Source organism: Methylobacterium sp. 17Sr1-1 (genome assembly GCF_003173775.1).
Classification (GTDB): domain Bacteria; phylum Pseudomonadota; class Alphaproteobacteria; order Rhizobiales; family Beijerinckiaceae; genus Methylobacterium.
In genome coordinates this window covers 6,032,421-6,058,299 of record NZ_CP029552.1, presented here as the reverse complement: position 1 = coordinate 6,058,299, position 25,879 = coordinate 6,032,421, and the positions used below count along the sequence as shown (strand labels likewise).

Sequence of the window (25,879 nt, the reverse complement as noted above, 5' to 3'; positions counted from 1 at the left end):
GAACTGTCGAGCTGCGCAGCGCGACGCTTGGTGCATTATCCTGGACCCGAGCCATCCTCACCCCCTACCCCTCTCCCAAACGGGAGAGGGGAGATGCGCTTTATCTTTATTAGACCGGATCGAGCGTAAATTGTTTTCTATATCTGTTCTTAGCTGGCTCACGCCGCCGGCATCTTCCGCGCCTTCGCGTCGCGCAGCAGCGCCAGCCCCTCGGGCCCGAGATCGAGCGCGAGGCGCAGGACCTCGTCGGCATAGGCCTGCGGCGTGGTGCCGGCCTGCTTGGCGGCGCGCGAGAGGCGCAAGCCGAGCGCCCCGTCCACGGGAATCGAGGTGCCGCGGGGCGCCGGCTCCGGCGGGGACGCGGAGGGGGCGGCCGCGGAGACAGCCGGCGCCTTGTCAGACACCTTGGCCGGCGCGATGTCGGGCCGGGGCGGCAGGCCGAGGCCCTGGCGCCGCCCTTGCGCCGCCAGCCGGTCGGCGCGCTCGTTGCCGGCGTGCCCCGCATGGCCCTTCACCCAGACCCAGCGCACGTCGCGCCGCGCCGCCAGCTCGTCGAGGCGCTGCATCAGCTCGACGTTCTTCACCGGGCCGGTGGTGGTGCGCCAGCCCTTGAGCTTCCAGCCGCGGATCCACTCGGTGACGGACTTGATCACGTACTGGCTGTCGCAGCGCATCTCGATCGCCGCGCCCTCGGGAAAATACTCCAGCGCCCGGATCGCCGCGGTCAATTCCATGCGGTTGTTGGTGCTCTGCGGATCGCCCCCGCACAGCTCGACGGTGCCCTCCGGCGCCTCGATCACCACGCCCCAGCCGCCCGGGCCGGGATTGGGATCGCAGCCGCCGTCGGCGTACACGATGGTTCGCATGGCTGCCTTTGCCTGAACGTCAAACGGAACGCGGCCGTCCCCCGAATCGGGGTGCCGGCCGCGTGGGCAGTGTCGGCCCGGAATGGTGAACAAATACCCAGGCGCGCGCCTGCGCAACCCGGGCGGGCGCTGGCACGGTGCTTGCGGCGGACGAAGGATGCGCGATGATGAGGCGTCGGCGCGACGCAGAGGAGCGTCCAGTCGGCCCGCCCGCGCCACCCTCGGACCACCAAGAAGAGACGCGCCCCATGCCAGTCGATCCCGCCGACGCCGTCGAGGAGATGCTGCCGCCGGCCCGCCTCGTGCCGCTGGCCTTGCAGCACGTGCTGGTGATGTATGCCGGCGCCGTCGCGGTGCCGCTGATCATCGGCCGGGCCCTCGGATTGCCGCCCGAAGAGGTCGCCTTCCTGATCAGCGCCGACCTGTTCGCCTGCGGCCTCGCGACCCTGATCCAGTCGGCAGGATTGCCGGGCGTCGGCATCCGCCTGCCGGTGATGATGGGCGTGACCTTCGCGGCGGTCGGGCCGATGCTGTCGATGGCGGCCACGCCCGGGATCGGGCTGCTCGGCATTTACGGCTCGGTGATCGCCGCCGGCGTCTTCGGCCTCCTGGTCGCGCCCTTCGTCAGCCGCCTGTTGCCGCTGTTCCCGCCGGTCGTCACCGGCACCATCATCCTGGTCATCGGCATCTCGCTGATGCGGGTCGGCATCAACTGGGCCGGCGGCGGCCAGCCCACCTTCACGAAGATGATCGACGGCGTGCCCGCCGCGATCCCGAACCCGAACTACGCCCAAGGGGGCGGCCTCGGCATCGCCTTCCTGGTGCTCATGACGATCTTAGGCTTGATCCGCTGGGGCAGGGGCTTCCTCGCCAACGTCGCGGTGCTCGCCGGCATCGTCGCCGGCTCGGTGCTGGCGGCGTGCCTCGGCCTGATGCCTCTCGACAAGGTCGCGGCGGCGCCCTGGTTCGCCCCCGTCCTGCCGTTCCATTTCGGCTGGCCCCGGTTCCACCTGGTGCCGATCGCCACGATGTGCGTCGTGATGATCGTGGTGATGATCGAATCGACCGGGATGTTCCTGGCGCTCGGCGAGATCACCGGCCGGCCGGTGTCGCAGAAGGACCTGGCGCGGGGCCTGCGGGCCGACGGGCTCGGCACGCTCTTGGGCGGCATCTTCAACACCTTCCCCTACACCTCGTTCTCGCAGAATGTCGGCCTCGTCGGGGTGACGGGCGTGCGCTCGCGCTTCGTCACGGTGGCGGGCGGGGTGATCATGCTGGCCCTCGGATTGCTGCCGAAGATGGCCGCCCTCGTCGAGGCGGTGCCGCAGGTGGTGCTCGGCGGCGCCGGGCTCGTGATGTTCGGCATGGTGGCGGCCACCGGCGCTCGCATCCTCGCGGCGGTCGATTTCCGGGGCCAGCCGAAGAACCAGTTCGTGGTGGCGATCGCGGTCGGCTTCGGCATGATCCCGCTGGTGGCGCCGACCTTCTTCCGCAACCTGCCGCACGCGCTGCACCCGCTGCTCGAATCGGGCATCCTGCTCGCCTCGATCGCCGCGGTCGTGCTCAACGCCTTCTTCAACGGCGTGGGCAGCACCGAGCAGGCGGGCCGGGACGCCTCCGCCGCGGCGGCCGCCGCCGAACACGTCTGATCCACGAGGTAGCGATGACCCTGCTGCACAAGACCTACGGCAAGGGACGGGTGCGGGTGATGCGCGTCCACCGCGCCGGCGACCGGCACGAGGTGCGCGAGCTGACCGTCCAGGCGATGCTGACCGGCGCCTTCGACCGCACCTTCACCCACGCCGACAACCGCGACACCGTCTCGACCGACACGATCAAGAACGTGGTCTACATCGTCGCCCGCGAATGCCCGGATCTGCCGCCGGAGACGTTCTGCCGCGCGGTCGCGCAACGCCTGCTCGACAGCTACCCGCAGATGGAGACAGCCACCGTCACCGGCCACGAGACCCGCTGGAACCGGCTATCGGTCGACGGCGCGGCGCATCCCCACACCTTCACCCTCGACGGCAACGGCCAGCCCTTCGCCAGGGTGGAGTTGTCCCGCACAGGCGCGGTGTTGGAATCCGGCCTGTCGGGCTTCACCTTCCTGAAGAGCACGGAATCGGGCTGGGCCAACTACGTCAAGGATCCCTACACCACGATTCCCGAGACCCACGACCGGATCGCCGCCACCAGCATGGAGGCGTCCTGGCTCTGGGCCTCCGAGCCCGCCGATTACGAGGCCGCCAATGCCCGCATCCTCGACATGCTGCTGCGGGTGTTTTCCGGCAGCTACAGCCACAGCCTTCAGGACAGCCTCTACCGCATGGGCACGGCCGCGCTCGAGGTGGTGCCGGAGATCGCCACGATCACGCTCGCCTGCCCGAACAAGCACTACCTGCTGGCGAACCTGACCCCGTTCGGCCTCGACAACCCGAACCAGGTGTTCGTCGCGACCGACGAGCCGCACGGGCAGATCGAGTGTACGGTGGGGCGGTGAGGCGCGGCGTTCCGCCGGAGCCGCCCGGCGGGACTTGAGCGACCCGGTATCGCTCCCGAGGGGAGCAGGACGCGTGCTGGATCACCTCGCCGACGACGTGTCCGACCTCGACCGGAGCCGGCGCTTCTACGCCGCGGCCCTCGCGCCCTTGGGCTACGTCGTGACGCGGGCAGGGGCCGCCGCGGTCGGGTTCGGCGTGGCTGCGGGCGAGGGACGATCGCGCGATCCCGGCGGGGATTTCCGGATCGCCGTGGGCGCTTCCCCCGCTCCGCACATCCATTTCGCCGTCAGCGCATCGTCGCGGGCGGCGGTCGACACCTTCTTCGCCGCCGCGCTCGCGGCGGGCGGCGTGGATAACGGCCGCCCCGGCCTGCGTCCGCGCTACCATGAGCACTACTACGCGGCGTTCGTGATCGACCCGGACGGCTACAACATCGAGGCCGTCTGTCACGCGGCCTGCGACTGACGGATCACGCGGTCGATCCGCCCGCCGGCTCAATGCCGCGTCGGGTTCGCCCCCACCGTCTCGGCGGTGAGCCAGTCCACCACCTCGGCCAGCGCCTCCCTCGGCGGCAGACCGCGCCCCTGCGCCTCGGTGAACAGGGCGAGCTGGCGGTCGGCGCTGGTGCCGCGGGCGACGATCCAGCGGGCGAGGTCGAGCTCGGCCTCGCAGCCGAGCGCCCGCGCATCCTCGGCGACCAGCGCCAGGGTCTCGGCGAGCACCGTCGCCACCGGATGCGCGGTGCGCGTCGTCTCGCACACGAAGCTGCCATGGATGCCGTAGCGCTGCGCCCGCCAGCAATTCTCCGCCGCGATCGCCTGCGAGGCGCCGGTGAGGTCGCGGTGGCGCTCCGGCTCGCGGGCGAGGCGGCGCACCAGGCAGCGGTAGAGCGCCGCGATGGCGAGCGCGTCGTCGAGGCGGGTGCAGCTGTCGGCGATGCGCAGGTCGAGGCCGGGCCCCGTCGGGGACGGGCAGATCACCCACCAGACGTGGCGCGGATCGTCGAGGGCGCCGGCGCCCATCACCGTGTCGAGGTAGCGGGCGTAATCCGCCTCGTCCCGGAAGAGCGGCGGCAGACCGCTGCGGGGCAGTTCCCGCGCGGCGGCGAGGCGGTAGCCGAGGAGACCGGTGCGCTGCGCCTGCCAGAACGGCGACGAGGTCGACAGCGCCAGCAGCAGGGCGAGGTAGGGCTGCATCCGGTTCATCAGGTCGACCCGCGACACGCCCGCAGGCACGCCGACCCCGACGCTGAGCCCGCAGACCACGTTGCGGCTGCCGACCATCTGGAGGTCGCGCAGCACCCGGCCGGCCGCGATCTGGTCGCGCGGGCGCACCCGGCTCCATTGGGCGAGCGGGTGGGTGCCCGACGCCATCAAGGCGAGGCCGCGGGCGGAGGCGAGGGCGCCAAGGCCGCTCCTCAAGCCGGCGAGGGCTTGCCGCGCCGCGCCGAGATCGCTCACCGGCTCGGTCGACCAGACCAGCTGCGGCTCCATCAATTCGGTGCGCACCTGCGGGTATCCGGCCCGACAGGCGGCGAGGAAATCGCGGGTGCGGGCCCGGGCGGCGTCGCGCTTGCCCGCATCGTTGATGAACACCTCCTCCTCGAGGCAGACGTCGAAATCCGCTCGCATACGCAACACCTCCGGCAAAAGCGGGCCGCGACGCGCCGACGGCCGTGAGGCCGGGATTCGGCCGACGGCCGCGGGGCGGCTCGGGTATCAGCTCTCAGAATTGCGGCGCGAGCCCGACCAGGCAGCGCCGCGGCACGGGGCGGATCAGGCCCCCGTCGTCACGCGCTCCGCCGCCCGTCGCCGAGCACGGCCTGGACCAGGGCGAGCACCGCCACGGCGGCGGTGTCGGCGCGCAGGATCCGCGGGCCGAGGGAGAGGCGGACGGTATTGGGACGGTCTCCGATCAGGGTGCGCTCCTCCGGCGTGAACCCCCCCTCCGGTCCGATCACAACGGCCAGCGGAACCGTGCCGTTCCCGGGGACGGCCTGGCGCAGGGCCGCGACCGGATCGGCGACGGGAGCGTCCTCGTCGCAGAACACCAGCAGGCGCTCCGGCGCGAGCCCGGCGATCGCCTCGGCCAGCGGCGCGGCGTCGCGGATCTCCGGCAGGCTCAGGATCCCGCACTGCTCGGCGGCCTCGATCGCGTTGGCCCGCAACTTGTCGAGCTTGATCCGGTCCCCCTGCGTGCGCCGGGTCACCACCGGGTGGATCAGGCTCGCGCCCATCTCCACCGCCTTCTGGGCGACGTAGTCGAGGCGCGCCGCCTTGAGCGGGGCGAACAGGTAGTGCAGGTCGCCCGCCGGCGTTTGGGGCCGGGCCTGCGCCCGCAGCACCAGGTCCGCCGCCTTGCGGCCGGTGGGCGCGATCTCGGCCCGCCACTCGCCGTCGCGGCCGTTGAACACCAGGACCGGCTCGCCCGCGTCGCGCCGCAGCACCGAGAGCAGGTAATTGGCCTGCGCCCGGTCGAGGGTATGCCGCGCGCCCTCAAACATCGGGATGTCGAGGAAGAGCCGGGGAGCGTTGAAATCGTAGGCCGCCATGGCCGCCCTGCTCGCCGAGATCGGGGCGGGATGTCAATCGCCCGACCTGTGATCCTTGAGCAACAGCGACCGGCGACCGCGGCCGGACCGGTTGCCGCGGGCACTCCCCCGCACGATGGCGCCACATTCCTGTGCAGAAAGCGCTACGAGGCCGGGAGCGGCACGGAATTCTTCACTATGCCGGACGCGCCGCCGAGAATGCGGCCGGGCCGGCGAGAGGCCAGACAGTTCGGGGCCGAGCTTTGGGGGGTTGGGAGATGACTCGCATGCGTGTGACCGTGGCGGCGCTGGCCGGAAGCCTGCTCGGCGCGACGCTCCTCGGTGGGGCCGCCCAGGCCCAGGGTGCCGATTGCACGACGATCCAGAAGACCCTGACCGAGCGCAAGGACATCGTCGGCAAGGTCAATGCCGCCTCCCAGGGCAAGAAGGCGAAGATCACCGCGGCGGCCGCCTGCAGCCTGTTCACCAAGCTCCAGGCCAACGGCACCGAGGGCCTGAAGTGGATCTCCGCCAACAAGGACTGGTGCTCGATCCCGGATTCCTTCGTCGAGGGCTTCAAGGCCGATCACGGCCGGGTCTCGTCCCTGCGCACCAAGGTCTGCCAGGCGGCGGTGCAGCAGGCGGCGATGGAGAAGAAGGCCCGCGCCATGGCGGCGCAGCAGCAGCAGGGCGGGGGCGGCGGCGGCCTCCTCGGCGGGCCAGGCCTGACCGGCAGCTTCCGGGTGCCACAGGGCGCGCTGTGAGCCGGGCGCCGATGACGGTTCCGGTCTCCTACGCCCGCGCATGACCTCTGCCCCCGATCGTCCGGTCGCCGACGCGGTCACCGGGCACTGGGTCGACCGGCACGCCCCCGAGGCGTTCCGCCCCTACCTGCGCCTCGCGCGCATCGAGCGGCCGATCGGCTGGTGGCTCCTGCTGCTGCCGTGCTGGTGGTCGGCGGCGCTCGCCGCGGTCGCGGCGGGGCAGCCGGGCCCGAGCCTGTGGCACCTCGCCCTGTTCCTGGTCGGCGCGGTGGCGATGCGCGGGGCGGGCTCGACCTACAACGACATCGCCGACCGCGACCTCGACGCCCGCGTCGAGCGCACCCGCCTGCGGCCGCTGCCTTCCGGGCGGATTCGCGTGCGCCACGCCCTGGTCTTCCTGGTGGCGCAGGCCCTCGTCGGCCTCGCGGTGCTGCTGCAATTCAACACCACGGCGATCCTGGTCGGCATCGCCTCGCTCGCGCCCGTCGCGATCTACCCGTTCATGAAGCGGGTGATGCCGGTGCCGCAACTGGTGCTCGGCCTCGCCTTCGCGTGGGGGCGCTCATGGGCTGGGTCGCCCTGTTCGGCCGCCTCGACGCCCCGGCCTACTGGCTCTACGCCGGCGCCATCGCGTGGGTGATCGGCTACGACACGATCTACGCGGTGCAGGACATCGAGGACGACGAGATCGCCGGCATCAAGTCCTCGGCCCGCTTCTTCGGCGCGCGGGTGCGGCTCGCGGTGGCGGGCTGCTTCCTGGCCTGCGTCCTGTTCATCGGCCTCGCCCTGTCCGGGGCCGGGGCCGGCCCGATCGGTCTCGCCGGTCTCGCGCTGTTCGCCGGCCACCTCGCCTGGCAGGTCGGGCGGCTCGATCCGCGCGACGGGGCGGAGGCGTTGCGGCTGTTTCGCAGCAACCGGGATGCGGGGCTGATCCTGTTCTGCGGCCTCGCCTTCGACGCGCTCTGGCAAGGTCTGATGTAACTCCTCACACGCTGCCGCCTTCGGTCATCAGCGCCTCGTCGCGGTAGACCAGCGGGCGCAGCGGCAGGCTGCCGGTCTTGCGGCGGGTGAGGAAGCGCGGCCGGCGGTGGGCCAGCAGGCCGTGCCGGCGGCGGATGCGCACCGCGCCGAGCTTCACCCGGCCGACCTGCTCGCCCATCGGGGAGACGGCGCCGTCCTCCTGGATCACCACCAGGGGCAGGCCCGATTCGGCGCCGAGCCGGCGCCACACCGCCACCACCTCGTCGTCGCCGTAAGTGCCGAGGCGCATCACCGGGTCGCCGCTGCGGTCGAGCAGGGTCACGGCGAAGCGGTCCTCCCCGGCGGCGTCGCTGGCGTCGCCGTCGAGGCAGAGGGCGAGGCTGCCGGCGGCGCTGGCGCCGGGCAGGCGGCCGACGATCGGCAGCGCCGACGGCTCGGCCTGGACCGGGCCGCGGTGGATGACCGGGAGCCCGAGGTCGCGGCGGGCGGCCATGCTGTTCGAGGACCGGCGGTTCGACGAGGGGAATCTGGTGACCATGGTTCTGCTCGACGCCCTGTTCGCGTGAGGCGGCGACCTCTGTCGTGTCGTCCGCTGTTGTCACGACTTTGGACCGCCCCCGGCTCAGAACGCCTTAAAAGGCAGCGTTAAGCGATGGTTGTGGCGAGGCAGATGCGTCGAATGCTCAACGGATCCTTGTCCCGACCCGATTCATTTATCGTTCACCGCCAGTACATGGCCTCCGGGCCTTGCGAAACGCTTCGCTAAGACAATGCGGCATCGGTGCCGCCGCATCCGGGCCGCGGCGTCCTTGTGGCGCTGGGTGGGGGCGCCTACAACGGAGTCGATCTTGGGAATCGATCTTGCTCCGGCTCCCCCGTGCCCGCCGCGGGTCCGCCGGGCGCTCCTCCTCGAACCTTCGGCGGCCGACCATGCCTCTCCCCGACGACGTGCGCCCGCTCCTGCCTCAGGTCCGGGCGATCATCCGCGAGGCGGCCCTGCTGGCGCTGCCGTATTTCCGGCAGGGCGAGCGCACCAGCGCCCGGGTCTGGAGCAAGGCCGGCGGCTCGCCGGTGACGGAAGCCGACGTGACGGTGGACGCCTTCCTGAAGGTGCGCCTGAGCGAGCTGATTCCCGGCGCCGCCTGGCTCTCGGAGGAGACCCGCGACGATCCCATCCGCCTCGCCCACGACCTCGTCTGGATCGTCGATCCGATCGACGGCACCCGCGCCTTCCTCTCGGGCGATCCGGACTGGTCGATCGCCGTGGCGCTGCTGGCCCATGGCGAGCCGGTGCTGGGCCACGTCGCCGCGCCGGTCACCGCGACCCTCTACGAGGCCGTGGCGGGGGAGGGGGCGACGAAGGACGGGGTGCCGATCCGGGTCTCTGCCCAGGAGGCCGTGGCGGGTGCCCGGGTCACGGGCCCGAAGCCGATGGCCGACCGGCTCGAGCGCGGGAGCGGCCTCGCCGGCACGCCGGGCGCCCTGGTGCGGCTGCCCCGCATCCCGTCGCTGGCCTTGCGCCTGGTGCGGGTGGCGGAGGGGCTGGTGGATGTCGGGCTGGTCTCGTCGGATGCCCGCGATTGGGATCTCGCGGGAGCCGACCTGATCCTGCGCGAAGCCGGCGGCGCCGTCCTCGGCCTCGACGGCCGCATTCCGGTCTACAACCGGCGCGAGCCGATCCACGGGGAGCTGGTGGCGCTGCCGCAGGGCCTGCGGGAGGCGGTGCTGGCCGGGTTGGCCTGAGCGGCGGCCGCGGCAGTGGGATCCGCGTCGGTCGTGAGTTCTGCCTGCCTCGACAGTGAATGCAGCCCACAATGTCATTCCGGGGCCGCGGAGCGGGTTTCAATCCTGTCCGCTCACGCCGATTAGGCTCCGGTACCGGCGGCGTGGACCGTGCGCTCCGATCGAACACCGCTCCCGGTGTGTCGCACGGCCTACCGCGATTCCCGCTTCTCCAGCTGCGTCTTCGCCTGCTTCAGCTGGTCGAACACCGCGCTCGGCGTGGTGCCGAAGAAGGCGAAGCCGGCATTGACCGACCAGTAGCAGGCGAACAGGATCACCGGCACCAGGATCCACCCCAGGATCTCTTCGCCGATCTTGCGGCGGCGGCGGCGCTGGCGCCGCTTCTCGCGCCGGGTCACCTTCGGTGAGGGTGGGGTCACCGTCGCGGCCGGGGCGAGGGGCCCCTCGTTCAGATCACCGCTCATGGAGATCGTCTCACGCTTCCTGGGCAGCCGGGCCTTCGAGCCCTGGTGCATCCGTCACGGGGGCCCCGGGGCACCGCGAGGGCGGCCGGGGCCTCAAATGCACATCCCGGCGGGGAGGCCCCGCCGGGATGTGCGCGTCTCGCGGAACCTCATACACGGGAGGTGGTCCGGGATCGAGGGGGCAGCCCGCGATCCGCGTGACCGAGGGCTCCCGCCCCCGGCCCCGTCCGGATCAGGCCCGGACCAGCGGCACCTTCGGCACCGTGCGGACCCCGCCCTCGCCGCCGCCCGAACCGCCGTCCTTCGGCTTCTTCGGCGCGGCAGCGCGGGGGCGCTTCTGCTTCTTCGCGGCGTTCTTGGCCGCCTTCTTGGCCGCGATCGTCACGTCCTTCTCGGGCCGCGGCGTCACGGGACCTGCCGGGAAGACGAAGCCGAGGCTCGGCTTCTCGCCGTCGGGGCGCTTGACGATCACCCGGACGGCGCCGCCGTCCTTGAGCTTGCCGAACAGCACCTCGTCGGCGAGCGGGGTCTTGATGGTCGACTGGATCAGGCGGGCCATCGGGCGGGCGCCCATGGCCTCGTCGTAGCCGTTCTCGACCAGCCAGTCCCGCGCCTCGTCGGAGAGCTCGATCGTGACGTTGCGGTCGGCGAGCTGCGCCTCGAGCTGGAGCACGAACTTGTCGACGACCTTGGCCACGACCGTCTTCGGCAGGTGGCCGAAGGACACGGTCGCATCGAGGCGGTTGCGGAATTCCGGGGCGAACAGGCGGTTGATCGCCTCCTGGTCGTCGCCGGTGCGCTTGTTCTGCGTGAAGCCGAACGCCGCCTTGGCGAGGTCGGCCGCGCCCGCATTCGTCGTCATGATGATGATGACGTTGCGGAAATCGACCTGCTTGCCGTTATGGTCGGTGAGCTTGCCGTGGTCCATCACCTGCAACAGGATGTTGAACAGGTCCGGATGGGCCTTCTCGATCTCGTCGAGCAGCAGCACGCAGTGCGGGTGCTGGTCGATGCCGTCGGTCAGCAGGCCGCCCTGGTCGAAGCCGACATAGCCCGGAGGGGCACCGATCAGCCGCGAGACGGTGTGCCGCTCCATGTATTCCGACATGTCGAAGCGCAGCATCTCGACGCCGAGGCTCGACGCCAGCTGCTTGGCCGCTTCGGTCTTGCCGACGCCGGTCGGGCCGGCGAACAGGTAGGCGCCGATCGGCTTGTCGGGATCGCGCAGGCCGGCCCGGGCGAGCTTGATCGAGGCGGTCAGCGCGTCGATCGCGGCGTCCTGGCCGTAGACCACCCGTTTCAGGTTGTCGGTGAGGTGGGCGAGCACCTCCGCGTCGTCCTTCGAGACGGTCTTCGGCGGGATGCGGGCCATCGTGGCGATGGTCGCCTCGATCTCCTTGACGCCGATCGTGCGCTTGCGGCGGCCCTCCGGCACCAGCATCTGCGAGGCGCCGGTCTCGTCGATCACGTCGATCGCCTTGTCCGGCAGCTTGCGGTCGTTGATGTAGCGGGCCGACAGCTCGACCGCGGCCTTCACCGCCTCGGTCGTGTACTTGAGCTTGTGGAACTCCTCGAAGGACGGGCGCAGGCCCTTGAGGATCTCGATCGCGTCCGGGATCGACGGCTCGTTGACGTCGATCTTCTGGAACCGGCGCACCAGGGCGCGGTCCTTCTCGAAGTACTGGCGGTACTCCTTGTAGGTGGTCGAGCCGATGCAGCGGAGCGAGCCGGAAGCCAGTGCGGGCTTCAGGAGGTTCGAGGCATCCATCGCGCCGCCCGAGGTCGCACCGGCGCCGATCACCGTGTGGATCTCGTCGATGAACATGATGGCGTTGGGATGCGCCTCGATCTCCTTCATCACCTGCTTGAGGCGCTCCTCGAAGTCGCCCCGGTAGCGGGTGCCGGCGAGCAGCGTGCCCATGTCGAGGGAGAACACGGTCGCGTCGGCCAGGACCTCCGGCACCTCGTGCTGGATGATCTTGCGCGCCAGCCCCTCGGCGATCGCGGTCTTGCCGACGCCGGGGTCGCCGACGAGCAGCGGGTTGTTCTTCTGCCGGCGGCACAGCACCTGGATCGTGCGCTGGACCTCGGTCTCACGGCCGATCAGCGGGTCGATCTTGCCCTCGCGGGCCTTCTTGTTGAGGTTGACGCAGTAGGCGTCCAGCGCGTCGCCCTTCTTCTTCTGGCCGCCGCGCTCGTCCTCGGGGCCGCTCGGACGCTCCGTCGGGCCGTCCTCGTCGGCGCCGCGCACCGGCTTGCCCTCGGACAGGCCGGGGCGCTTGGCGATGCCGTGGCTGATGTAGTTGACCGCGTCGTAGCGGGTCATGTCCTGCTCTTGCAGGAAGTAGGCGGCGTGGCTCTCGCGCTCGGCGAAGATCGCCACCAGCACGTTGGCGCCGGTGACCTCCTCGCGGCCCGAGGACTGCACGTGGATCACCGCGCGCTGGATCACGCGCTGGAAGCCCGCCGTCGGCTTGGCGTCCTGGCGCCCGTCGCCGGTCAGGTTGGCGAGCTCGGTGTCGATGTACTCGACGAGGTTGCGCTTGAGCAGATCGACGTCGACGTTGCAGGCCCGCATGACCGCGGCCGCGTCCTGGTCGTCGACCAGGGCCAGCAGGAGGTGCTCGAGCGTGGCGTATTCGTGTCGGCGCTCGCCCGCCAGCGCCAGGGCGCGGTGAAGAGCTTGTTCAAGGCTGCGTGAGAAGCTGGGCAAAGCGGGCCTCTTTGCTGGTGCCTGTCTTGATCAGGGTCCGTCTCGGCTAGTGCCTATTTCTTTTCCATGACGCATTGCAGAGGATGTTGGTGTTTGCGCGCAAAGTCCATGACCTGCGTCACCTTGGTCTCGGCGACCTCGTAGGTGAAGATGCCGCACTCGCCGACGCCGTTCTGGTGGACGTGCAGCATGATGCGGGTCGCGTCCTCGCGCGACTTGTTGAAGAAGCGCTCGACCACGTGGACCACGAACTCCATCGGCGTGTAGTCGTCGTTGAGGAGCAGCACGCGGTAGAGATTGGGCCGCTTGGTACGCGGCTTCGTCCGCGTGATCACGGCGGTTCCCGATCGCCCGTCGCCGTTGCCGTTCCCGGGAGCGCGGGGATTGGCCGCGACCGGCCTGGTGGAGGGTTCTCCCTGCCTCGGGACCTGAGCCATCTGAATCGTACCGACCTCGCTCTGGCGACCGCGACGAACCGCACCGAACCCCGCTCGCGGAGGGGTCCGTGTGGTGGTGCGGGACGGCAGCCTATCACGTCGGCTGCCGGTGCCGAGCCTAATCTATAGGCCGAGTCGGCGCTTCGCCAGTCGGCTGCGCGCTCTTGTCGTGCAAGCCCCTCTCGGATGCCCTCGACCGGGGAGGGCTTCAACGAGGGAGGCCCCCAAACGCGCGCGACCGGCACGGGGCCCGTGCCGGTCGCGGTGTCGATGGTGGAGCGGCGGCCTTGAGAGCCGTCCGCTCTCGCGTGACGCGCGGCTTACGCGGCGTCCTGGATCTTGTTGGACTCGTCCTCGACCTTCCGCAGCCCGTCCTTGGCCATGCCGACGGCGCGGTCCTGGGCCTTGAACGCCTGCTCCTGGGCCTTGGCGGCGAAGCCCTCGAACGGCTTCACCATCTCCTTGGCGAGGTTCTGGTAGAGCTCGGTCATCTTGGTGGTCTGGGCCACGAGACGCTCGTACGAGGTCTTCATGTACTCGGTCTGGATCTCGAGCGCCTTGTCGAGCGAGCGCACGCCGGCGAGCTTCTCGAGGGTGGCGGTGCCGTGCTCGAACGACTGCTTGGCGAAGTCGGTCGCCTCGACGGCGATGGCCTGGCTGGCCTTCGACAGGGTGCCGAAGCTGCGCAGCACCGCGTCCATGCCGTCCTTGCCGAACTTCTGGGCGGCCTCGGCCTGCTGGTTGATGTTCTGCTGGTTCATGGTGTGGCGGCGCCTAAGCGGGCGCCCCTCCTCGCGCGGCGGTCAGGGCATCGGCAGGGCGCCCGCGCGTCGCGCCCCGCTGACCTGCAATATGTGCAGCGCACAAAATTCGTCAAGGGCTGATTGTGCGGCGCACAATGAGCAAATTCGAGCGTCGGAATTCGCACCCGGTTAACCGGGGCGTAACCGCGCCTGCCTAGCCTGATTGACAGTGATGCCGCTGCGCCACGCCGTTTCCGGGGAGGCGCCATCGGTCTTGAGGGCGCCGCCGACGTCGCGGGCGCCCCTTCCAGTCGAATGGGGTAGTAGCGTGATGCGTTGCGTTCACGGCCAATCTGGACCCGCGTTGCCGGCCGTGCTCGCCGCCGCGGCGGTGCTGACGGCGCTCACCGCCTCGCCCGCCGAGGCGCGCCGGCGCGCCCATCACGGCGGCGGGGGCGGGTACAATCCGCCCTACGCCGCGATGGTGGTGGATGCCAAGACCGGCCGCGTGATGCACGCGGTCAACGAGGACGCCCTGCGCCACCCGGCCTCGATCACCAAGGTGATGACGCTCTACCTGCTGTTCGAGCAGCTCGAGCGCGGCAAGATGGAGCTCGACACGCCGCTGACGGTCTCGGCCAATGCCGCCCGGATGCCGCCTTCCAAGCTCGGCGTGCGCCCCGGCTCGACCGTGACGGTCGAGGAGGCGATCAAGGCGCTGGTGACGAAGTCGGCCAACGACATCGCCTGCGCCATCGGCGAGAACATCGCCGGCTCGGAGGCCGCCTTCGCCGAGATGATGACCCGCAAGGCGCATTCGCTCGGCATGAGCCGCACGCACTACGCCAACGCCTCGGGCCTGCCGGATTCCGACCAGATCACCACCGCCCGCGACCTGACGATCCTCGCCCGCGCGATCCAGGACCGGTTCCCGAAATACTACCGCTACTTCCAGACCCGCTCCTTCGCCTTCAAGGGACGGGTGATCGGCAACCACAACCACCTGCTCGGCCGGGTCGAGGGCGTCGACGGCATCAAGACCGGCTACACCCGCGATTCGGGCTTCAACCTGATGACCTCGGCCCGCACCGACGGCCGCCACATCGTGGCGGTGGTGCTCGGCGGCAAGTCGGTGGCGAGCCGCGACAACATCATGGCCAAGCTCGTCCAGGCCAACCTGCCGGTCGCCTATGCGGGCGCCCGCACGGCGGCCCCGGTGGTCGAGGTGGCCGAGCGGCCGCGCCCCGCCGTGGTCGCCGAGCGCCCGGTCGCGACCCGCACCCTCGTGGCCTCCGCCGACGAGGACGATGCGGTCGAGACCACGAACTCCACCGGCCAGCCCCTCGACATCGCGCCCCGCGGCGGCGCCACGCCGCAAGGTTCGCCGAAGTGGCGCGCCGGCGCCCCCGGTGCCGTGCCGGCGAGCGCCCAGGCCTACGCGCCGGCCGCCACCGCCGCCTTCCCGGCGGCCAACGGCAAGTACGCCTCGCGTCTTCCGGCCTCCGAGCCCGGCGAGGCCCGGGCTCCGGCCCCGCGCGAGGCCTCGGCGCCAGCGGCGAAGCCCGTGAGCGTGACGCCCTGGGTGATCCAGCTCGGCGCCATGGACGACGAGGGCAAGGCGAAGTCGATGCTCGCCGACGCGCGCCAGCGCGGCGGTTCGGCCCTCGGCAAGGCCGCTCCCTTCACCGAGCGGGTGACCCACGGCGGCACCACGCTGTTCCGCGCCCGCTTCTCCGGCTTCTCCGAGGCCGAGGCCGCGCAGGATGCCTGCCGGGCGCTGAAGCGCAACGGCTTCACCTGCTTCGCGACCCGGAGCTAGCAAGCGTTACCGCCCGGCGAGGGCAGGGCTCTCCGCAGAAAGCAAATGCGCGGGTCCCCCTCTCCCGTGTGGGAGAGGGGACAGGGGTGAGGGTGACACGCTTCAGTGTGAAGCGCTGAAGGTGGTGCTGACAACTTAACGTCTACTGCCGGACTCAGGACCGCAGCACCCTCACCCCTACCCCTCCCCACACCTTGGAGCGATACCGGGCAGGCCCGGCATCGCCTGGAGAGGGGATCCCGCGCCAAATTCGTAAAAGCCAGAACGACACCCCCGCCGCGGCGCATCCCTGCCGCGGCTCCGTCGACACGCGCGTGGAGTTTCAGCGATGTCGGTTGAGCAGAAAGTCCTTGGCCGCGTTGACGCGGGCCGCCAGGTAGTCGGAGCCCCCCTGGTCCGGGTGCAGCCGCTTCATCAGGGTCCGGTGCGCCCGGCGCACCTCCTCGAGGGGCGCCCCGCGCTGAAGCCCCAGGATCTGATAGGCCTCCTCCTCCGTCATCGGCCCTGGCTGCGCCGCGCCGCCCGGCCGCGGGTCGCGGTCAGCCTCAGCGTCTACGCGCCATCCGGGAGACCGGCGGTCCAGATAAGCCTCTAGCAGGCGGGCGCCGTCCGGGTCGCCGGCGCGGCACTCGGCGAGCAGCGACGCGAGGACGGGCGGGGCCAGGGCGTCGAGGGCCTGGCCCGCGAGCGGCCCGGCCAGCACCGTGCCGCGCATCGCCCCGGAGGCGTGGTCGAGCTCCATCTCCAGCATGGCGGAGCGCACCCGCGAGACGGCGTCCGGCCGCGGGCCGGCACTGCCGAGACCGAACTTGCCGAAACCGTACTTGCCGAGCCCGAAGGGCAGGGGAGAGCCCTGGCGCCAGCCGAGCAGCCAGGCACCGCCGAGGCCGAGCGCGCCAGCCATGTCGAAGCGCCCGCGCAGGAACAGCAGGGCGGCCGCGGCCAAAGCGAGCCAGCCGCCGGCCTGGCGGATCACCCGCGCGATCGTCGACGGGTTCGCGGTGGAGTAATGGCGGCCGAGCCACCACAGGCCGACGAGGACCAGGACACCGAGGCCGAGGGCGATCATCCGTCTTTCACCACCCTCATACGAAATCCGATCGATTGCTTCGGGCGATCCTGTCGGATCGCTTTTGCAATGCGGATTTCGGCTTCGCTCAAGCGCCGCGCGGGCTTTGATACGATTTCCGGAAGGGATCCTCCGGAAATCGTATCAGATGCGCGCAGGGAGCCCCTGTCTACCCGCCGGTCATGCCGGCGAGGAGTCGGCGCGCCGCCGCATCCTCATGCGCAGCGAGACGCAATCCGTCGAGTCCCCGCGTGGCGTAGAGGGCCGCGGCGCGCAGGAGCGCGGCCAGCACGTCGGGCGCCGCGAGGTCGAACCGCGCCGACGCGCCCCCGCTCAGCCGGGCGATCTCGGCGAAGCCCGCGGCGACGTCCGGGTCGGGTCCTTCATGGAAGCAGAAGGCCGGCAGGCCGAGCAGGCCGAGTTCGCCGGCGACGCCGCAGAGGTCGTCGATTTCCTCCTCGATCGCGTCGCCGACCAGAACCAGGGCCTTGGCCGGGCCGCGCGAGGCCTCGTTGCGGGCGTGGCGCAGCACCCGGCCGATCTGGGTGCGCCCGCCCTGGCAGGTCACGCCCCGCATCAGGCCGGTGAGCGCGCGGGCATCGGCGACGAAGCGCGAGGCCCGGCACTCGTCGAACCCGCGGAAGTAGACGAGCTGGACCGCGAGGCCGCCGAGCCGGGCGGTCGCCTCGAACATCCCGGCCTGGACCCCGCAGGCGAGGTCCCAGGTCGGCTGCCGGCTCATCGTGGCGTCGAGGGCGAAGATCAGCCGCGGCGCGCTGCCCGATCCCGGGGAGACTTGCGGCGCAGCGACTTGCCGCGCCGTCTCCAGGAAGGCGTCGACCGCAGCATTCCGCGCACGGTCGAGGTCGCGGTCGCCCATCGCCCGCTCAGTGCCGGCGGATGGTGCTGGCGGTGAGCGCGTGGACCGAGAACAGCCCGTCCGGATCGATCCAGACGCTCCGGTGCTCCCAGCCGGCGCCGCGGGCGAGCGCCCGGAAGCCCGGCACCGTGTACTTGTAGCTGTTCTCGGTGTGGATCGTCTCGCCGGAGCCGAAATGGAACGGCACCCCCGCCACCGTGACGAGCTGGCTGCGCCGGCTGACGAGGTGCATCTCGATCCGCCCCAGATTCTCGTCGAAGAAGGCTTGGTGCGCGAAGGCGTCGAGGTCGAAATCGGCGTTCAGCTCGCGGTTGATCCGGGCGAGCAGGTTGAGGTTGAACGCCGCCGTCACCCCGGCCGAATCGTCGTAGGCCGCGTCGAGCACCGCCTTGTCCTTCACGAGATCGATGCCGACGATGAGCGTGGCACCGGGCCCGAGCGTGCGGGCGAAGCTGCCGAGGAGGCCCGAGGCCATCTCGGGCTCGAAATTGCCGATCGTTGAGCCCGGGAAGAAGCCGGCCTTCGGCGCGTCCTTCAGTTCGTCGGGCAGGGCGAAGGGCTTGGTGAAGTCCGCCGCCACCGGCTCGACCCGCAGGCGCGGGAAGTCGCGGCCGAGCTCCTCCGCCTCGCTGCGCAGGAACTCCTCCGAGACGTCGACCGGCACGTAGGCCGCGAGGTCGGGGAGGTGCGGCAGCAGGCGCCGCACCTTGGCGGTGGAGCCGCTGCCGAACTCGACGAGGCCTGAGCCCGGCGGCAGGCCGGCGCCGATCTCGGGGCCGTAGCGGTCGAGGATCGCGAGCTCGGTACGAGTAGGATAATATTCCGGCAACCGGGTGATCGCCTCGAACAGCTCCGAGCCGCGCCGGTCGTAGAAGTACTTGGCGGAGAGATGCTTGCGGGGAGAGCCGAGCCCCGCGAGCACGTCCTGCAGGAAGCCGCGGTCGGCGCCCGCGAGGGGTGCGGCGGGCGCGAGGTGGGGAACGGGAGCATTCACGAGCGGTGACTCCGAGGTCGGGCGGGCGCCCTCACGGGCGCCCGTGTCGAGGCACGTCCGGCCGCGCCTCACGCGCCGTAGTGAGATAGACGCAGGCCCGTGAACTGCCAGCGCTGGTGGGGATAGAAGAAGTTCCGGTAGGTCGGCCGGCTGTGGCCCTGCGGCGTCGCCACGGACGAGCCGCGCAGCACGAACTGGCTGACCATGAACTTGCCGTTGTACTCGCCGAGCGCGCCCGGCAGCGGCCGATAGCCCGGATAGGCGGAATAGGCGCTGCGGGTCCATTGCCAGACATGGCCGAAGGCCGCGTCGAGGGAACCGCTGGCCGCCTCCCACTCGGCTTCTGTGGGCAGGTCGCGCCCGGCCCAGCGGGCGAAGGCGTCGGCCTCGTAGTAGCTGACATGCGTCACCGGCAGGGACGGATCGACCGGCCTCAACCCGGCGAGCGTCATGCTCGACCACACGCCGTCGGCCCGGCGCCAGTAGCCCGGCGCCTCCCAGCCCTCGTTCTGAGCCGCCACGTACCCGTCCGAGAGCCACAGCTCCGGCTTGGCGTAGCCGCCGTCCTGCATGAATTCGAGCCACTCGCCGTTGGTGACGAGGGCGCGCTCCAGGGCGACCGGCCGCAGCAGCACGTCGTGGCGCGGCTCCTCGTTGTCGAAGTGGAAGCCCTCGCCGGCATGTCCCATCCGGGTCACGCCGCCCTCGAGGGCGACCTGTCCGGACCGTTGCGACAGGGCGGGCCAGCGCCAGCCCTCGTCGTAAGAAGGCAGCAGCGGGTTCTGCGCGAAGGCGTGCAGGATGTCGGTGAGCATCAGCTCCTGGTGCTGCTGCTCGTGATGCAGGCCGATCTCGACGGTCGCGACGATCTCCGGCAGCTGCCCCTCGCGGGCGTTCCCGATCAGGTCGGCGACGGCGGAGTCGACATGGGCGCGGTAGGCCGCGACCTCGTCGCAGGTCGGCCTCGTGACGAGGCCGCGGCTGATGCGCGGCGCGCGCGGACCCGCCTGCACGTAGTAGGAGTTGAAGAGGTAGAAGAAGCGCTCGTCGAAGACCGTGTACCCCGGCACCATCGCCGTCAGCAGGAACTGCTCGAAGAACCAGGTCGTATGGGCACGGTGCCACTTGGTCGGGCTCGCATCCGGCATCGACTGGATCTGCTGGTCCTCCGGCGAGAGCGGGGCGGCGCGGCGCTCGGTCTCGTCGCGGACGTGGCGGAAGGCCGCGATCCAGGCCGCCCGATCGACCGGGCGGGCACCGACGGGGGGCGGAGGAAACGCGGGGCGCGTGTCTCTGACCTGCGCGGTCGCGGTCGCTGCCATCGGATCGTCCCTTATGCGTAGACTGATTGTCCACGTTCAACGCGGGCGCGGGGAACTCGTTTCTCCGGCGCGGCGTTACCGCGCAGCTTGGGTCCCGTGCGGCGACGCTTCGGACGGTGCGTCACGGGGAAGCGGGGCCATTTTGCCGCCGCTTTGACCAAGCCTTAACGAGCCCGCCGGACTCTCGCCGGCAACCTCTCATCCCTCTCGGTCAAAGCCTCTCATGCGGTTCGATCTGATGGCCGGCACTGCCGCGGCGCCCCTGGCGCCGATCACCCGTGCCCCCGTGGTCCTCGTGTTCGATTCCGGCCTCGGCGGCCTCACGGTGCTCGCCGAGGTGCGGCGCGCCCGGCCCGACGCCCGGGTGGTCTACGCCGCCGACGACGCCGCCTTCCCGTATGGCGGCCTCGCCGAGCCGGTGCTGGTGGCCCGCGTGCTCACCGTGATGGAGCGGCTGATCGCGGCTCACGCGCCCGATCTCGTCGTCGTGGCCTGCAACACCGCCTCGACCCTGGTGCTGCCGGCCCTGCGCCAGCGCTTCGACATCCCGTTCGTCGGCACCGTGCCGCCGATCAAGCCGGCCGCGGCCGCGACACGCTCAGGCCTCGTCAGCGTGCTCGCCACGCCCGGCACCGTGCGGCGCGACTATACCCGCGAGCTGATCGACACCTACGCCGCCGGCTGCCGGGTCACCCTCGTCGGGGCGACGGGCCTCGCGGCGCTGACCGAGGCGGCGCTCTCCGGGCTGCCGGTCTCGGACGCCGACCTCTGGGCCGAGATCGGGCCGTGCTTCGTCGAGGGCGAGCCGGGACGCACCGACGTGGTGGTGCTGGCCTGCACCCACTATCCCCTGCTGCTCGCCCGCTACCAGGCGCTCGCGCCCTGGCCGGTGACCTGGATCGACCCCGCCCCGGCGATCGCCCGGCGCATGACCCAGCTGATCGGCGGCCCCGCGCGGGGCCCAAATCACGGTTTGACTGGCGACGACATCCCGGGCCCGGTCCTCGCCGCCTTCACCTCCGGCGACCGGCTGACGCCCGCCTTGCGCGCGGCACTCGGCGAGCGCGGCATCGCCGAGGTCGCGCTCCAGGCGATGCCGCTCGTCCTCCAGTGAGCCTCGCCCGGCTGGCGGTGCTCGCGGCCGGCCTGCTCGTCGCGGTCATCGTCCTCTACGGGGCGGTAATCGCCGCGTTCTGGTGGTTCCAGCGCAGCCTGCTCTATCCGGGCCAGGGCGGTCCGGTCCCGGCGACCGGCGCGCGGTTGCCGGCGGAGGTCGAGCGGGTCATGCTGGCGACGGCGGACGGCGAGCGCCTCCGCGCGCTCTGGCTGCCGCCGGAACCGGGCGCCGCGGTTGTGGTGACCTTCCACGGCAACGCCTCGCTGCCCGAATGGCACGCCGAGCGCTTCGCCGCCGGACCGTGGCGGGCCCATGGTTGGGGCGTGATGGCGCCGGCCTATCGCGGCTATCCGGGCTCGACCGGCCGGCCGAGCGAGGCCGGCCTGATCGCCGACGGGCTCGCGGCCCTGGCGGAAGCGCGGCGGCGGGCGCCGGGGGCCCCGGTGCTGCTGCATGGCCACTCCCTGGGCGCGGCGGTGGCGGTCGCGGTGGCGGCCCGCGCCGGGGCGGCGGGCGTGCGGGGGCTCTATCTCGAAGCGCCGTTCGACTCGATGACCGCGATGGCGCACCACCATTTCCGCTTCCTGCCGGCGGGCCTGCTGTCCGACACCTGGCGCTCCGACCGGATCGTCGGCGCGCTCGCAGTCCCGGTCCTGATCGTGCACGGCGATGCCGACCCGGTGATCCCGGCGAAGTACGGCGCCCGGCTCGCGCGCGCGGCGAATGCCGACTTCATCGAGGTGCCGGGCGACCACGTCTCGATCCTCGGCAGCCGGGATAACGAGGCCGAGGCCCGGTTCCGGCCGACCCCTTGAGTCTTGACCCCAGACGCTTTGTCGCCTAAGAGCGCCCGGTTCGCGGGGCTCCGGTTCGGGGCCCCGAAACATTTTGCGCACCCGCGAGCGGCTCGTCACGGCCGCTCTGTCGCCCCGGATTCGGGGGGAGGAGGGCGCGTTCCTCTCATACGTGATGAAAACAGTTCTAGAGGACACGCGATGTCGAAACGCGTTCAGGCGAAGCACAAGCTCGATCGCCGCATGGGCCAGAACATCTGGGGCCGCCCGAAGAGCCCCGTGAACCGCCGCGAGTACGGCCCGGGCCAGCACGGCCAGCGCCGCAAGGGCAAGATGTCCGACTTCGGCACGCAGCTGCGCGCCAAGCAGAAGCTCAAGGGCTACTACGGCAACATCACCGAGAAGCAGTTCCGCCGGTACTACGCCGAGGCGATCCGCCTGCGCGGCGACTCGGGCGAGAACCTGGTCGGCCTGCTCGAGCGGCGCCTCGACGCGGTGGTCTACCGCTCGAAGTTCGTGGCGACCCCGTTCGCCGCCCGCCAGTTCGTGAACCACGGCCACATCCGGGTGAACGGCGTGCGCGTCAACATCCCGAGCTACCTCGTCAAGCCGGACGACGTGATCGAGATCAAGGAGTCGTCCAAGCAGCTCGAGATCGTCCTCGTGGCGAGCCAGCTCGCCGAGCGCGACGTGCCCGACTACATCGAGGTCGACCACGGCAAGATGACCGCGCGCATGACCCGCGTGCCGACCCTGTCCGAGGTCCCGTACCCGGTGCAGATGGAGCCGAACCTGGTCATCGAGTTCTACTCGCGCTGATCGTAGCGACGCAGACGTCGAGAATTCTGGAGAGCCGCCCGAGAGGGCGGCTTTTCTTTTGGGGTATGGGCTCGAAAATGAAGCGTGTCCCCCGCTCCCGTGTGGGAGAGGGATCCCGCGACTTCCGGAAGACTGAATTGTTTCTGGCGCGAGGGCCCTACTTCGCCAGCTCCGCCCGGATCCTCTCCGCGTGCTGCGCCAGCACGGCTGGATCCGCCATGCCCTCGACGTGCCGGCGCGGCGCCACGCCCTCGTGCCGGGGCAGGACGTGGACGTGGAGGTGGAACACGGTCTGGCCGGCCGCCGCCTCGTTGTACTGGTAGACCGCGACGCCATCGGCCGCGAAAGCGGCCTTCGCGGCCCGCGCCACGATCTGCACGGCGGCGTAGAGGTGGCCGAGGGTGGCCGGGTCCGCGTCGAGGAGGTTGCGGCTCGGGGTCTTCGGCACCACCAGGGTGTGACCGTCGGCCTGGGGCATCACGTCCATGAACGCGATGACGTGCTCGTTCTCGTAGACTTTGTGGCAGGGCACCTCGCCCCGCAGGATCTTGCCGAAGATGTTCTGGGGGTCGTAGGCGGTGTCGGTCATGATCCTGTCCTGTCGGGTCTGATCGGCCCGCTCGCCGATCGTGCCACCCTCCCGGCCACCCCGGGGCCGCGACCGCGGAACCCGGGGTGATGCAAGGGAGAATGGCGTCGCCAGGACCTTATCCGAACGTCCCTGCGCCCGGAACCGGCCTCAGCCGGCGGCGGCCGCCGAGCGCGTCTCGACCAGCCGCGCGAAGTACGCCGCGCCGAGCGGGATGATCGCGTCGTCGAAGTCGAAGGCGGCGTTGTGCAGGTTCGCCCCGGCCTTGCCCCCGAGCCAGGCATAGGCGCCCGGCACCGCGTGCAGCATGTCGGCGAAGTCCTCGCTGCCCATCTTCGGCTCCGGCGCCGTATCGACCTTGGCGGCGCCGAACAATTCGGTGGCGACCTCGGCGGCGGCGCGGGTCTGTTCCTCGCTGTTGCGCAGCACCGAGAAGATGTCGTTGATCTCGACCGTGATCTCGGCGCCGAAGGTCGCGGCCACGCCGGCCGAGATCTCGCGCATGCGCTTGGCGACGAGGGCGCGGATGTCGTCGTCGAAGGTGCGCACCGTGCCGGCGAGGTGGGCCTCCTCCGGGATCACGTTGTAGGCCGCCCCCGCATGGACCTGGGTGATCGACAAAACCGCCGATTGCAGCGGGTCGGCGTTGCGGCTGACGATGGTCTGCAGCGCCTGGACGAGCGCCGCCTGGACCACCACCGGATCGATGCCGCGGTTCGGCTGCGCCCCATGGGCGCCGCGCCCGATGATGCGGATGTCGAAGAAGTCGGCCGCCGCCATGGCGGGACCGGGGCGCACCGAGAGCTCGCCGGTCCGCCCGCTCGGGTTGTTGTGCAGGCCGTAGACCTCGTCGCAGGGGAAGCGCGAGAAGAGCCCGTCGGCCAGCATGGCGCGGGCGCCCCCCAAGCCCTCTTCCGCGGGCTGGAAGATGAACACCGCGGTGCCGTCGAAGTCGCGGGTCTCGGCGAGGTACTTGGCGGCACCGAGCAGCATCGTGGTGTGGCCGTCATGGCCGCAGGCGTGCATCTTGCCCGGCACGGTCGAGCGGTAGGGGAGGTTGGTCGCCTCCTCGATCGGCAAGGCGTCCATGTCGGCGCGAAGCCCGATGCGCCGGGGGCTGATGCCGCGGCCCTTCAGCACCCCGACGACGCCGGTGCGGCCGATCTCGCGATGCACCTCGATCCCCCAGGAGGCGAGCTTGTCCGCGACGATGCCGGAGGTGCGCACCTCCTCGAAGCCGAGCTCGGGATGGGCGTGGAAGTCGCGCCGGATGGCGGTGAGCGCCTCGAGGTCGGCGGAGATGCGGTCGATCGGGGACATGCGGCGAAACGCTCCGGACGTCTTGTTTCGATTGGGCCCGAGGTCGGGGCCGGACGGCGCGCATCCTCCGGCGCCGCCAACCCCGAGTCCAGGGGCGCGGATGCATGACTCGCGCGACGCCCGACAACTCCGCGAGACGCGTCAGTCGTCGCCCTTGCGGAACGGCGTCGCCTCGTCGAGGGCGTCCGCCGCCGCCTCGACGTGGCGCGCCTCGCGGGCGAGATAGTCGGCGATCGCCGCGCGCAAGCCGGAATCGGCGATGTCGTGGACGGAGTGGGTGATCACCGGGCGGTAGCCGCGGGCGAGCTTGTGCTCGCCCTGCGCCCCTGCCTCGACCCGGGCGAGCCCGCGGGCGATCGCGAAGTCGATCGCCTGATAGTAGCAGACCTCGAAATGCAGGAAGGGATGGTCCTCGATGCAGCCCCAGTTGCGGCCGTAGAGGGCGCGGTCGCCGATCAGGTTGATGGCGCCCGCGACGTACCGGCCCTCGCGCCGGGCCATCACCAGGAGGATGCGCTCAGGCATGCGCTCGCCGATCAGCGAGAAGAAGCGCCGGTTGAGGTAGGGCCGGCCCCATTTGCGCGAGCCGGTATCCATGTAGAAGCGGTAGAAGGCGTCCCAGTGGGCGTCCGTCAGGTCGGAGCCGGTGACCCACTCGATCGTGAGCCCGGCTGCCAGCGCGTCCCGCCGCTCACGCTTGATCGCCTTGCGCTTGCGCGAGGCCAGCGCCCCGAGGAAATCGTCGAAGGTGGCATAGCCGGCATTGTCCCAGTGGAACTGCTGGTCGACCCGGCGCAGGAAACCGAGCCCGCCGGCCCGCTCGGCCTCCGTCTCGGGCAGGAAGGTCGCGTGGATCGACGAGGCCTCGACCTGCCGGCGCAGGGCCCGCAGGCCCGCGACGAGGGCGGCGGTGGCCTCTTCGGCATCTTCGCCCGGGGCGATCAGGAAGCGCGGGCCGGTGACGGGCGTGAACGGCACGCTGACCTGGAGCTTCGGGTAGTAGCGGCCGCCGGCGCGCTCGAAGGCGTCGGCCCAGCCGTGATCGAACACGTACTCGCCCTGCGAGTGGGATTTCAGGTAGCAGGGGGCGTATCCGATCACCTGACCGTCGCGCTCGACGGCGACGTGCAGCGGCAGCCAGCCGGTGCGGCCGCCGACGCAACCCGAATCCTCCAATGCGGACAGGAAGGCGTGGGTGACGAAGGGGTTGTGGCTCTCGGCCGCCCCCGCGAGCGATTCGGCCGAGAGGGCGCAGCGGTCCCAGTCCGCCGCGGCGATCTCGGAGATGCGCTGGACGACGCGGACCTGCAAGGTGCCCGCCGCCGGGGTGGCGCCGCACCCTGCTTCGCCGGTTGTCTCCATGACGTCCGGAGTTAGGTCGCGGCCGGGGGCTCGGCAATGCGGCGCGGCCTCG

At 71.1% G+C, this 25,879-nt stretch carries 24 protein-coding genes and 1 pseudogene; 10 read left to right on the top strand and 15 right to left on the bottom strand.

Annotated features, from left to right (window positions below; all coding sequences use genetic code 11):
- Positions 1-158 precede the first annotated feature (158 nt).
- The gene (gene rnhA / locus DK412_RS27640; protein ID WP_109974594.1) at positions 159-866 is read right to left on the bottom strand and encodes a ribonuclease HI; all 708 of its coding nucleotides are present in this window, start codon (positions 864-866) and stop codon (positions 159-161) included.
- A gap of 248 nt (positions 867-1,114) precedes the next feature.
- Here rnhA and DK412_RS27635 point away from each other — a divergent pair, with 248 nt between their 5' ends.
- The 3 genes from DK412_RS27635 (at position 1,115) to DK412_RS27625 (ending at position 3,832) form a co-directional block, all read left to right on the top strand.
- Positions 1,115-2,515 carry a nucleobase:cation symporter-2 family protein gene (locus tag DK412_RS27635; RefSeq protein WP_109974593.1) on the top strand — a complete coding sequence of 467 codons (1,401 nt, stop codon included), beginning with the start codon at positions 1,115-1,117 and terminating at the stop codon, positions 2,513-2,515.
- 14 nt (positions 2,516-2,529) lie between these two features.
- Positions 2,530-3,366: a factor-independent urate hydroxylase gene (pucL, locus tag DK412_RS27630; protein WP_109974592.1), complete on the top strand. Its 837-nt coding sequence runs from the start codon at positions 2,530-2,532 to the stop codon at positions 3,364-3,366.
- Positions 3,367-3,439: 73 nt separating this feature from the next.
- A complete protein-coding gene (locus tag DK412_RS27625; protein ID WP_109974591.1) occupies positions 3,440-3,832 on the top strand; it encodes a VOC family protein in 393 nt (130 codons plus the stop codon).
- 29 nt (positions 3,833-3,861) lie between these two features.
- Here the strand turns inward: DK412_RS27625 and DK412_RS27620 are convergent, their stop codons facing one another.
- Together DK412_RS27620 and DK412_RS27615 are read right to left on the bottom strand one after the other, a co-directional pair.
- On the bottom strand, positions 3,862-4,998 hold the full coding sequence (locus tag DK412_RS27620; RefSeq protein ID WP_109974590.1) for a YbdK family carboxylate-amine ligase: 1,137 nt from the start codon (positions 4,996-4,998) through the stop codon (positions 3,862-3,864).
- Positions 4,999-5,156: 158 nt separating this feature from the next.
- Complete coding sequence (locus DK412_RS27615; RefSeq protein ID WP_109974589.1) at positions 5,157-5,918, bottom strand: 16S rRNA (uracil(1498)-N(3))-methyltransferase; 762 nt, start codon at positions 5,916-5,918, stop codon at positions 5,157-5,159.
- 257 nt (positions 5,919-6,175) lie between these two features.
- Between DK412_RS27615 and DK412_RS27610 the strand changes: the two genes are divergently transcribed.
- Together DK412_RS27610 and ubiA are read left to right on the top strand one after the other, a co-directional pair.
- On the top strand, positions 6,176-6,661 hold the full coding sequence (locus DK412_RS27610) for a hypothetical protein (RefSeq protein ID WP_109974588.1): 486 nt from the start codon (positions 6,176-6,178) through the stop codon (positions 6,659-6,661).
- A gap of 40 nt (positions 6,662-6,701) precedes the next feature.
- Positions 6,702-7,642: pseudogene (ubiA, locus tag DK412_RS27605) on the top strand (4-hydroxybenzoate octaprenyltransferase).
- A gap of 4 nt (positions 7,643-7,646) precedes the next feature.
- Here ubiA and DK412_RS27600 read toward each other — a convergent pair.
- The gene (locus DK412_RS27600; RefSeq protein ID WP_109974587.1) at positions 7,647-8,180 is read right to left on the bottom strand and encodes a DUF6101 family protein; all 534 of its coding nucleotides are present in this window, start codon (positions 8,178-8,180) and stop codon (positions 7,647-7,649) included.
- 392 nt (positions 8,181-8,572) lie between these two features.
- Between DK412_RS27600 and DK412_RS27595 the strand changes: the two genes are divergently transcribed.
- Complete coding sequence (locus DK412_RS27595; protein ID WP_109974586.1) at positions 8,573-9,385, top strand: 3'(2'),5'-bisphosphate nucleotidase CysQ; 813 nt, start codon at positions 8,573-8,575, stop codon at positions 9,383-9,385.
- 191 nt (positions 9,386-9,576) lie between these two features.
- Here DK412_RS27595 and DK412_RS27590 read toward each other — a convergent pair whose 3' ends face one another.
- The 4 genes from DK412_RS27590 to DK412_RS27575 all read right to left on the bottom strand — a co-directional run bounded on the left by DK412_RS27590 (position 9,577) and on the right by DK412_RS27575 (position 13,760).
- Positions 9,577-9,849, bottom strand: a complete 273-nt coding sequence (locus DK412_RS27590) for a hypothetical protein (RefSeq protein ID WP_109974585.1) — start codon at positions 9,847-9,849, stop codon at positions 9,577-9,579.
- Positions 9,850-10,081: 232 nt separating this feature from the next.
- Positions 10,082-12,562 (bottom strand): ATP-dependent Clp protease ATP-binding subunit ClpA, encoded by a 2,481-nt coding sequence (gene clpA / locus DK412_RS27585; protein ID WP_093567841.1) that lies wholly within the window; start codon positions 12,560-12,562, stop codon positions 10,082-10,084.
- A 53-nt stretch (positions 12,563-12,615) separates the two neighbouring features.
- Positions 12,616-12,999 carry an ATP-dependent Clp protease adapter ClpS gene (clpS, locus tag DK412_RS27580; protein ID WP_048443496.1) on the bottom strand — a complete coding sequence of 128 codons (384 nt, stop codon included), beginning with the start codon at positions 12,997-12,999 and terminating at the stop codon, positions 12,616-12,618.
- Between the two features lie 320 nt (positions 13,000-13,319).
- Complete coding sequence (locus tag DK412_RS27575) at positions 13,320-13,760, bottom strand: phasin family protein (protein WP_109974584.1); 441 nt, start codon at positions 13,758-13,760, stop codon at positions 13,320-13,322.
- Positions 13,761-14,073: 313 nt separating this feature from the next.
- Between DK412_RS27575 and DK412_RS27570 the strand changes: the two genes are divergently transcribed.
- Positions 14,074-15,561: a D-alanyl-D-alanine carboxypeptidase gene (locus DK412_RS27570; protein ID WP_109974583.1), complete on the top strand. Its 1,488-nt coding sequence runs from the start codon at positions 14,074-14,076 to the stop codon at positions 15,559-15,561.
- A gap of 322 nt (positions 15,562-15,883) precedes the next feature.
- Here the strand turns inward: DK412_RS27570 and DK412_RS27565 are convergent, their stop codons facing one another.
- The 4 genes from DK412_RS27565 to egtB all read right to left on the bottom strand — a co-directional run bounded on the left by DK412_RS27565 (position 15,884) and on the right by egtB (position 19,826).
- Positions 15,884-16,630 carry a DnaJ domain-containing protein gene (locus tag DK412_RS27565; protein ID WP_109974582.1) on the bottom strand — a complete coding sequence of 249 codons (747 nt, stop codon included), beginning with the start codon at positions 16,628-16,630 and terminating at the stop codon, positions 15,884-15,886.
- A 169-nt stretch (positions 16,631-16,799) separates the two neighbouring features.
- Positions 16,800-17,510 carry a hypothetical protein gene (locus DK412_RS27560; RefSeq protein ID WP_109974581.1) on the bottom strand — a complete coding sequence of 237 codons (711 nt, stop codon included), beginning with the start codon at positions 17,508-17,510 and terminating at the stop codon, positions 16,800-16,802.
- A 7-nt stretch (positions 17,511-17,517) separates the two neighbouring features.
- Positions 17,518-18,504, bottom strand: a complete 987-nt coding sequence (gene egtD, locus DK412_RS27555; protein WP_109974580.1) for an L-histidine N(alpha)-methyltransferase — start codon at positions 18,502-18,504, stop codon at positions 17,518-17,520.
- Between the two features lie 68 nt (positions 18,505-18,572).
- A complete protein-coding gene (gene egtB, locus DK412_RS27550) occupies positions 18,573-19,826 on the bottom strand; it encodes an ergothioneine biosynthesis protein EgtB (RefSeq protein ID WP_109974579.1) in 1,254 nt (417 codons plus the stop codon).
- A 223-nt stretch (positions 19,827-20,049) separates the two neighbouring features.
- On the opposite strand from egtB, the gene murI reads away from it, so the two are divergent.
- The 3 genes from murI to rpsD all read left to right on the top strand — a co-directional run bounded on the left by murI (position 20,050) and on the right by rpsD (position 22,556).
- A complete protein-coding gene (murI, locus tag DK412_RS27545; protein ID WP_109974578.1) occupies positions 20,050-20,940 on the top strand; it encodes a glutamate racemase in 891 nt (296 codons plus the stop codon).
- Positions 20,937-21,758: an alpha/beta hydrolase gene (locus DK412_RS27540; protein ID WP_245447324.1), complete on the top strand. Its 822-nt coding sequence runs from the start codon at positions 20,937-20,939 to the stop codon at positions 21,756-21,758. Before murI ends, DK412_RS27540 begins: the two co-directional genes overlap by 4 nt.
- Before the next feature lie 180 nt (positions 21,759-21,938).
- On the top strand, positions 21,939-22,556 hold the full coding sequence (rpsD, locus tag DK412_RS27535; protein ID WP_048430210.1) for a 30S ribosomal protein S4: 618 nt from the start codon (positions 21,939-21,941) through the stop codon (positions 22,554-22,556).
- A 157-nt stretch (positions 22,557-22,713) separates the two neighbouring features.
- On the opposite strand, the gene DK412_RS27530 is transcribed toward rpsD, so the two are convergent.
- From DK412_RS27530 to DK412_RS27520, 3 genes are all read right to left on the bottom strand, one after another.
- A complete protein-coding gene (locus tag DK412_RS27530; RefSeq protein ID WP_109974577.1) occupies positions 22,714-23,145 on the bottom strand; it encodes an HIT family protein in 432 nt (143 codons plus the stop codon).
- 150 nt (positions 23,146-23,295) lie between these two features.
- The gene (locus DK412_RS27525) at positions 23,296-24,465 is read right to left on the bottom strand and encodes a M20 aminoacylase family protein (protein WP_109974576.1); all 1,170 of its coding nucleotides are present in this window, start codon (positions 24,463-24,465) and stop codon (positions 23,296-23,298) included.
- 141 nt (positions 24,466-24,606) lie between these two features.
- Positions 24,607-25,827, bottom strand: a complete 1,221-nt coding sequence (locus tag DK412_RS27520) for a GNAT family N-acetyltransferase (RefSeq protein ID WP_109974575.1) — start codon at positions 25,825-25,827, stop codon at positions 24,607-24,609.
- Between the last annotated feature and the right edge of the window lie 52 nt (positions 25,828-25,879).

Excerpts from the sequence above, each read along its gene's own strand:
- rnhA (WP_109974594.1), bottom strand. The coding sequence starts at position 866 with ATGCGAACCATCGTGTACGCCGACGGCGGCTGCGATCCCAATCCCGGC.
- DK412_RS27635 (WP_109974593.1), top strand. The coding sequence starts at position 1,115 with ATGCCAGTCGATCCCGCCGACGCCGTCGAGGAGATGCTGCCGCCGGCC.
- pucL (WP_109974592.1), top strand. The coding sequence starts at position 2,530 with ATGACCCTGCTGCACAAGACCTACGGCAAGGGACGGGTGCGGGTGATG.
- DK412_RS27620 (WP_109974590.1), bottom strand. The coding sequence starts at position 4,998 with ATGCGAGCGGATTTCGACGTCTGCCTCGAGGAGGAGGTGTTCATCAAC.
- DK412_RS27615 (WP_109974589.1), bottom strand. The coding sequence starts at position 5,918 with ATGGCGGCCTACGATTTCAACGCTCCCCGGCTCTTCCTCGACATCCCG.
- DK412_RS27610 (WP_109974588.1), top strand. The coding sequence starts at position 6,176 with ATGACTCGCATGCGTGTGACCGTGGCGGCGCTGGCCGGAAGCCTGCTC.
- DK412_RS27600 (WP_109974587.1), bottom strand. The coding sequence starts at position 8,180 with ATGGTCACCAGATTCCCCTCGTCGAACCGCCGGTCCTCGAACAGCATG.
- DK412_RS27595 (WP_109974586.1), top strand. The coding sequence starts at position 8,573 with ATGCCTCTCCCCGACGACGTGCGCCCGCTCCTGCCTCAGGTCCGGGCG.
- DK412_RS27590 (WP_109974585.1), bottom strand. The coding sequence starts at position 9,849 with ATGAGCGGTGATCTGAACGAGGGGCCCCTCGCCCCGGCCGCGACGGTG.
- clpS (WP_048443496.1), bottom strand. The coding sequence starts at position 12,999 with ATGGCTCAGGTCCCGAGGCAGGGAGAACCCTCCACCAGGCCGGTCGCG.
- DK412_RS27575 (WP_109974584.1), bottom strand. The coding sequence starts at position 13,760 with ATGAACCAGCAGAACATCAACCAGCAGGCCGAGGCCGCCCAGAAGTTC.
- DK412_RS27570 (WP_109974583.1), top strand. The coding sequence starts at position 14,074 with ATGCGTTGCGTTCACGGCCAATCTGGACCCGCGTTGCCGGCCGTGCTC.
- DK412_RS27565 (WP_109974582.1), bottom strand. The coding sequence starts at position 16,630 with ATGATCGCCCTCGGCCTCGGTGTCCTGGTCCTCGTCGGCCTGTGGTGG.
- DK412_RS27560 (WP_109974581.1), bottom strand. The coding sequence starts at position 17,510 with ATGGGCGACCGCGACCTCGACCGTGCGCGGAATGCTGCGGTCGACGCC.
- egtB (WP_109974579.1), bottom strand. The coding sequence starts at position 19,826 with ATGGCAGCGACCGCGACCGCGCAGGTCAGAGACACGCGCCCCGCGTTT.
- murI (WP_109974578.1), top strand. The coding sequence starts at position 20,050 with ATGCGGTTCGATCTGATGGCCGGCACTGCCGCGGCGCCCCTGGCGCCG.
- rpsD (WP_048430210.1), top strand. The coding sequence starts at position 21,939 with ATGTCGAAACGCGTTCAGGCGAAGCACAAGCTCGATCGCCGCATGGGC.
- DK412_RS27530 (WP_109974577.1), bottom strand. The coding sequence starts at position 23,145 with ATGACCGACACCGCCTACGACCCCCAGAACATCTTCGGCAAGATCCTG.
- DK412_RS27525 (WP_109974576.1), bottom strand. The coding sequence starts at position 24,465 with ATGTCCCCGATCGACCGCATCTCCGCCGACCTCGAGGCGCTCACCGCC.
- DK412_RS27520 (WP_109974575.1), bottom strand. The coding sequence starts at position 25,827 with ATGGAGACAACCGGCGAAGCAGGGTGCGGCGCCACCCCGGCGGCGGGC.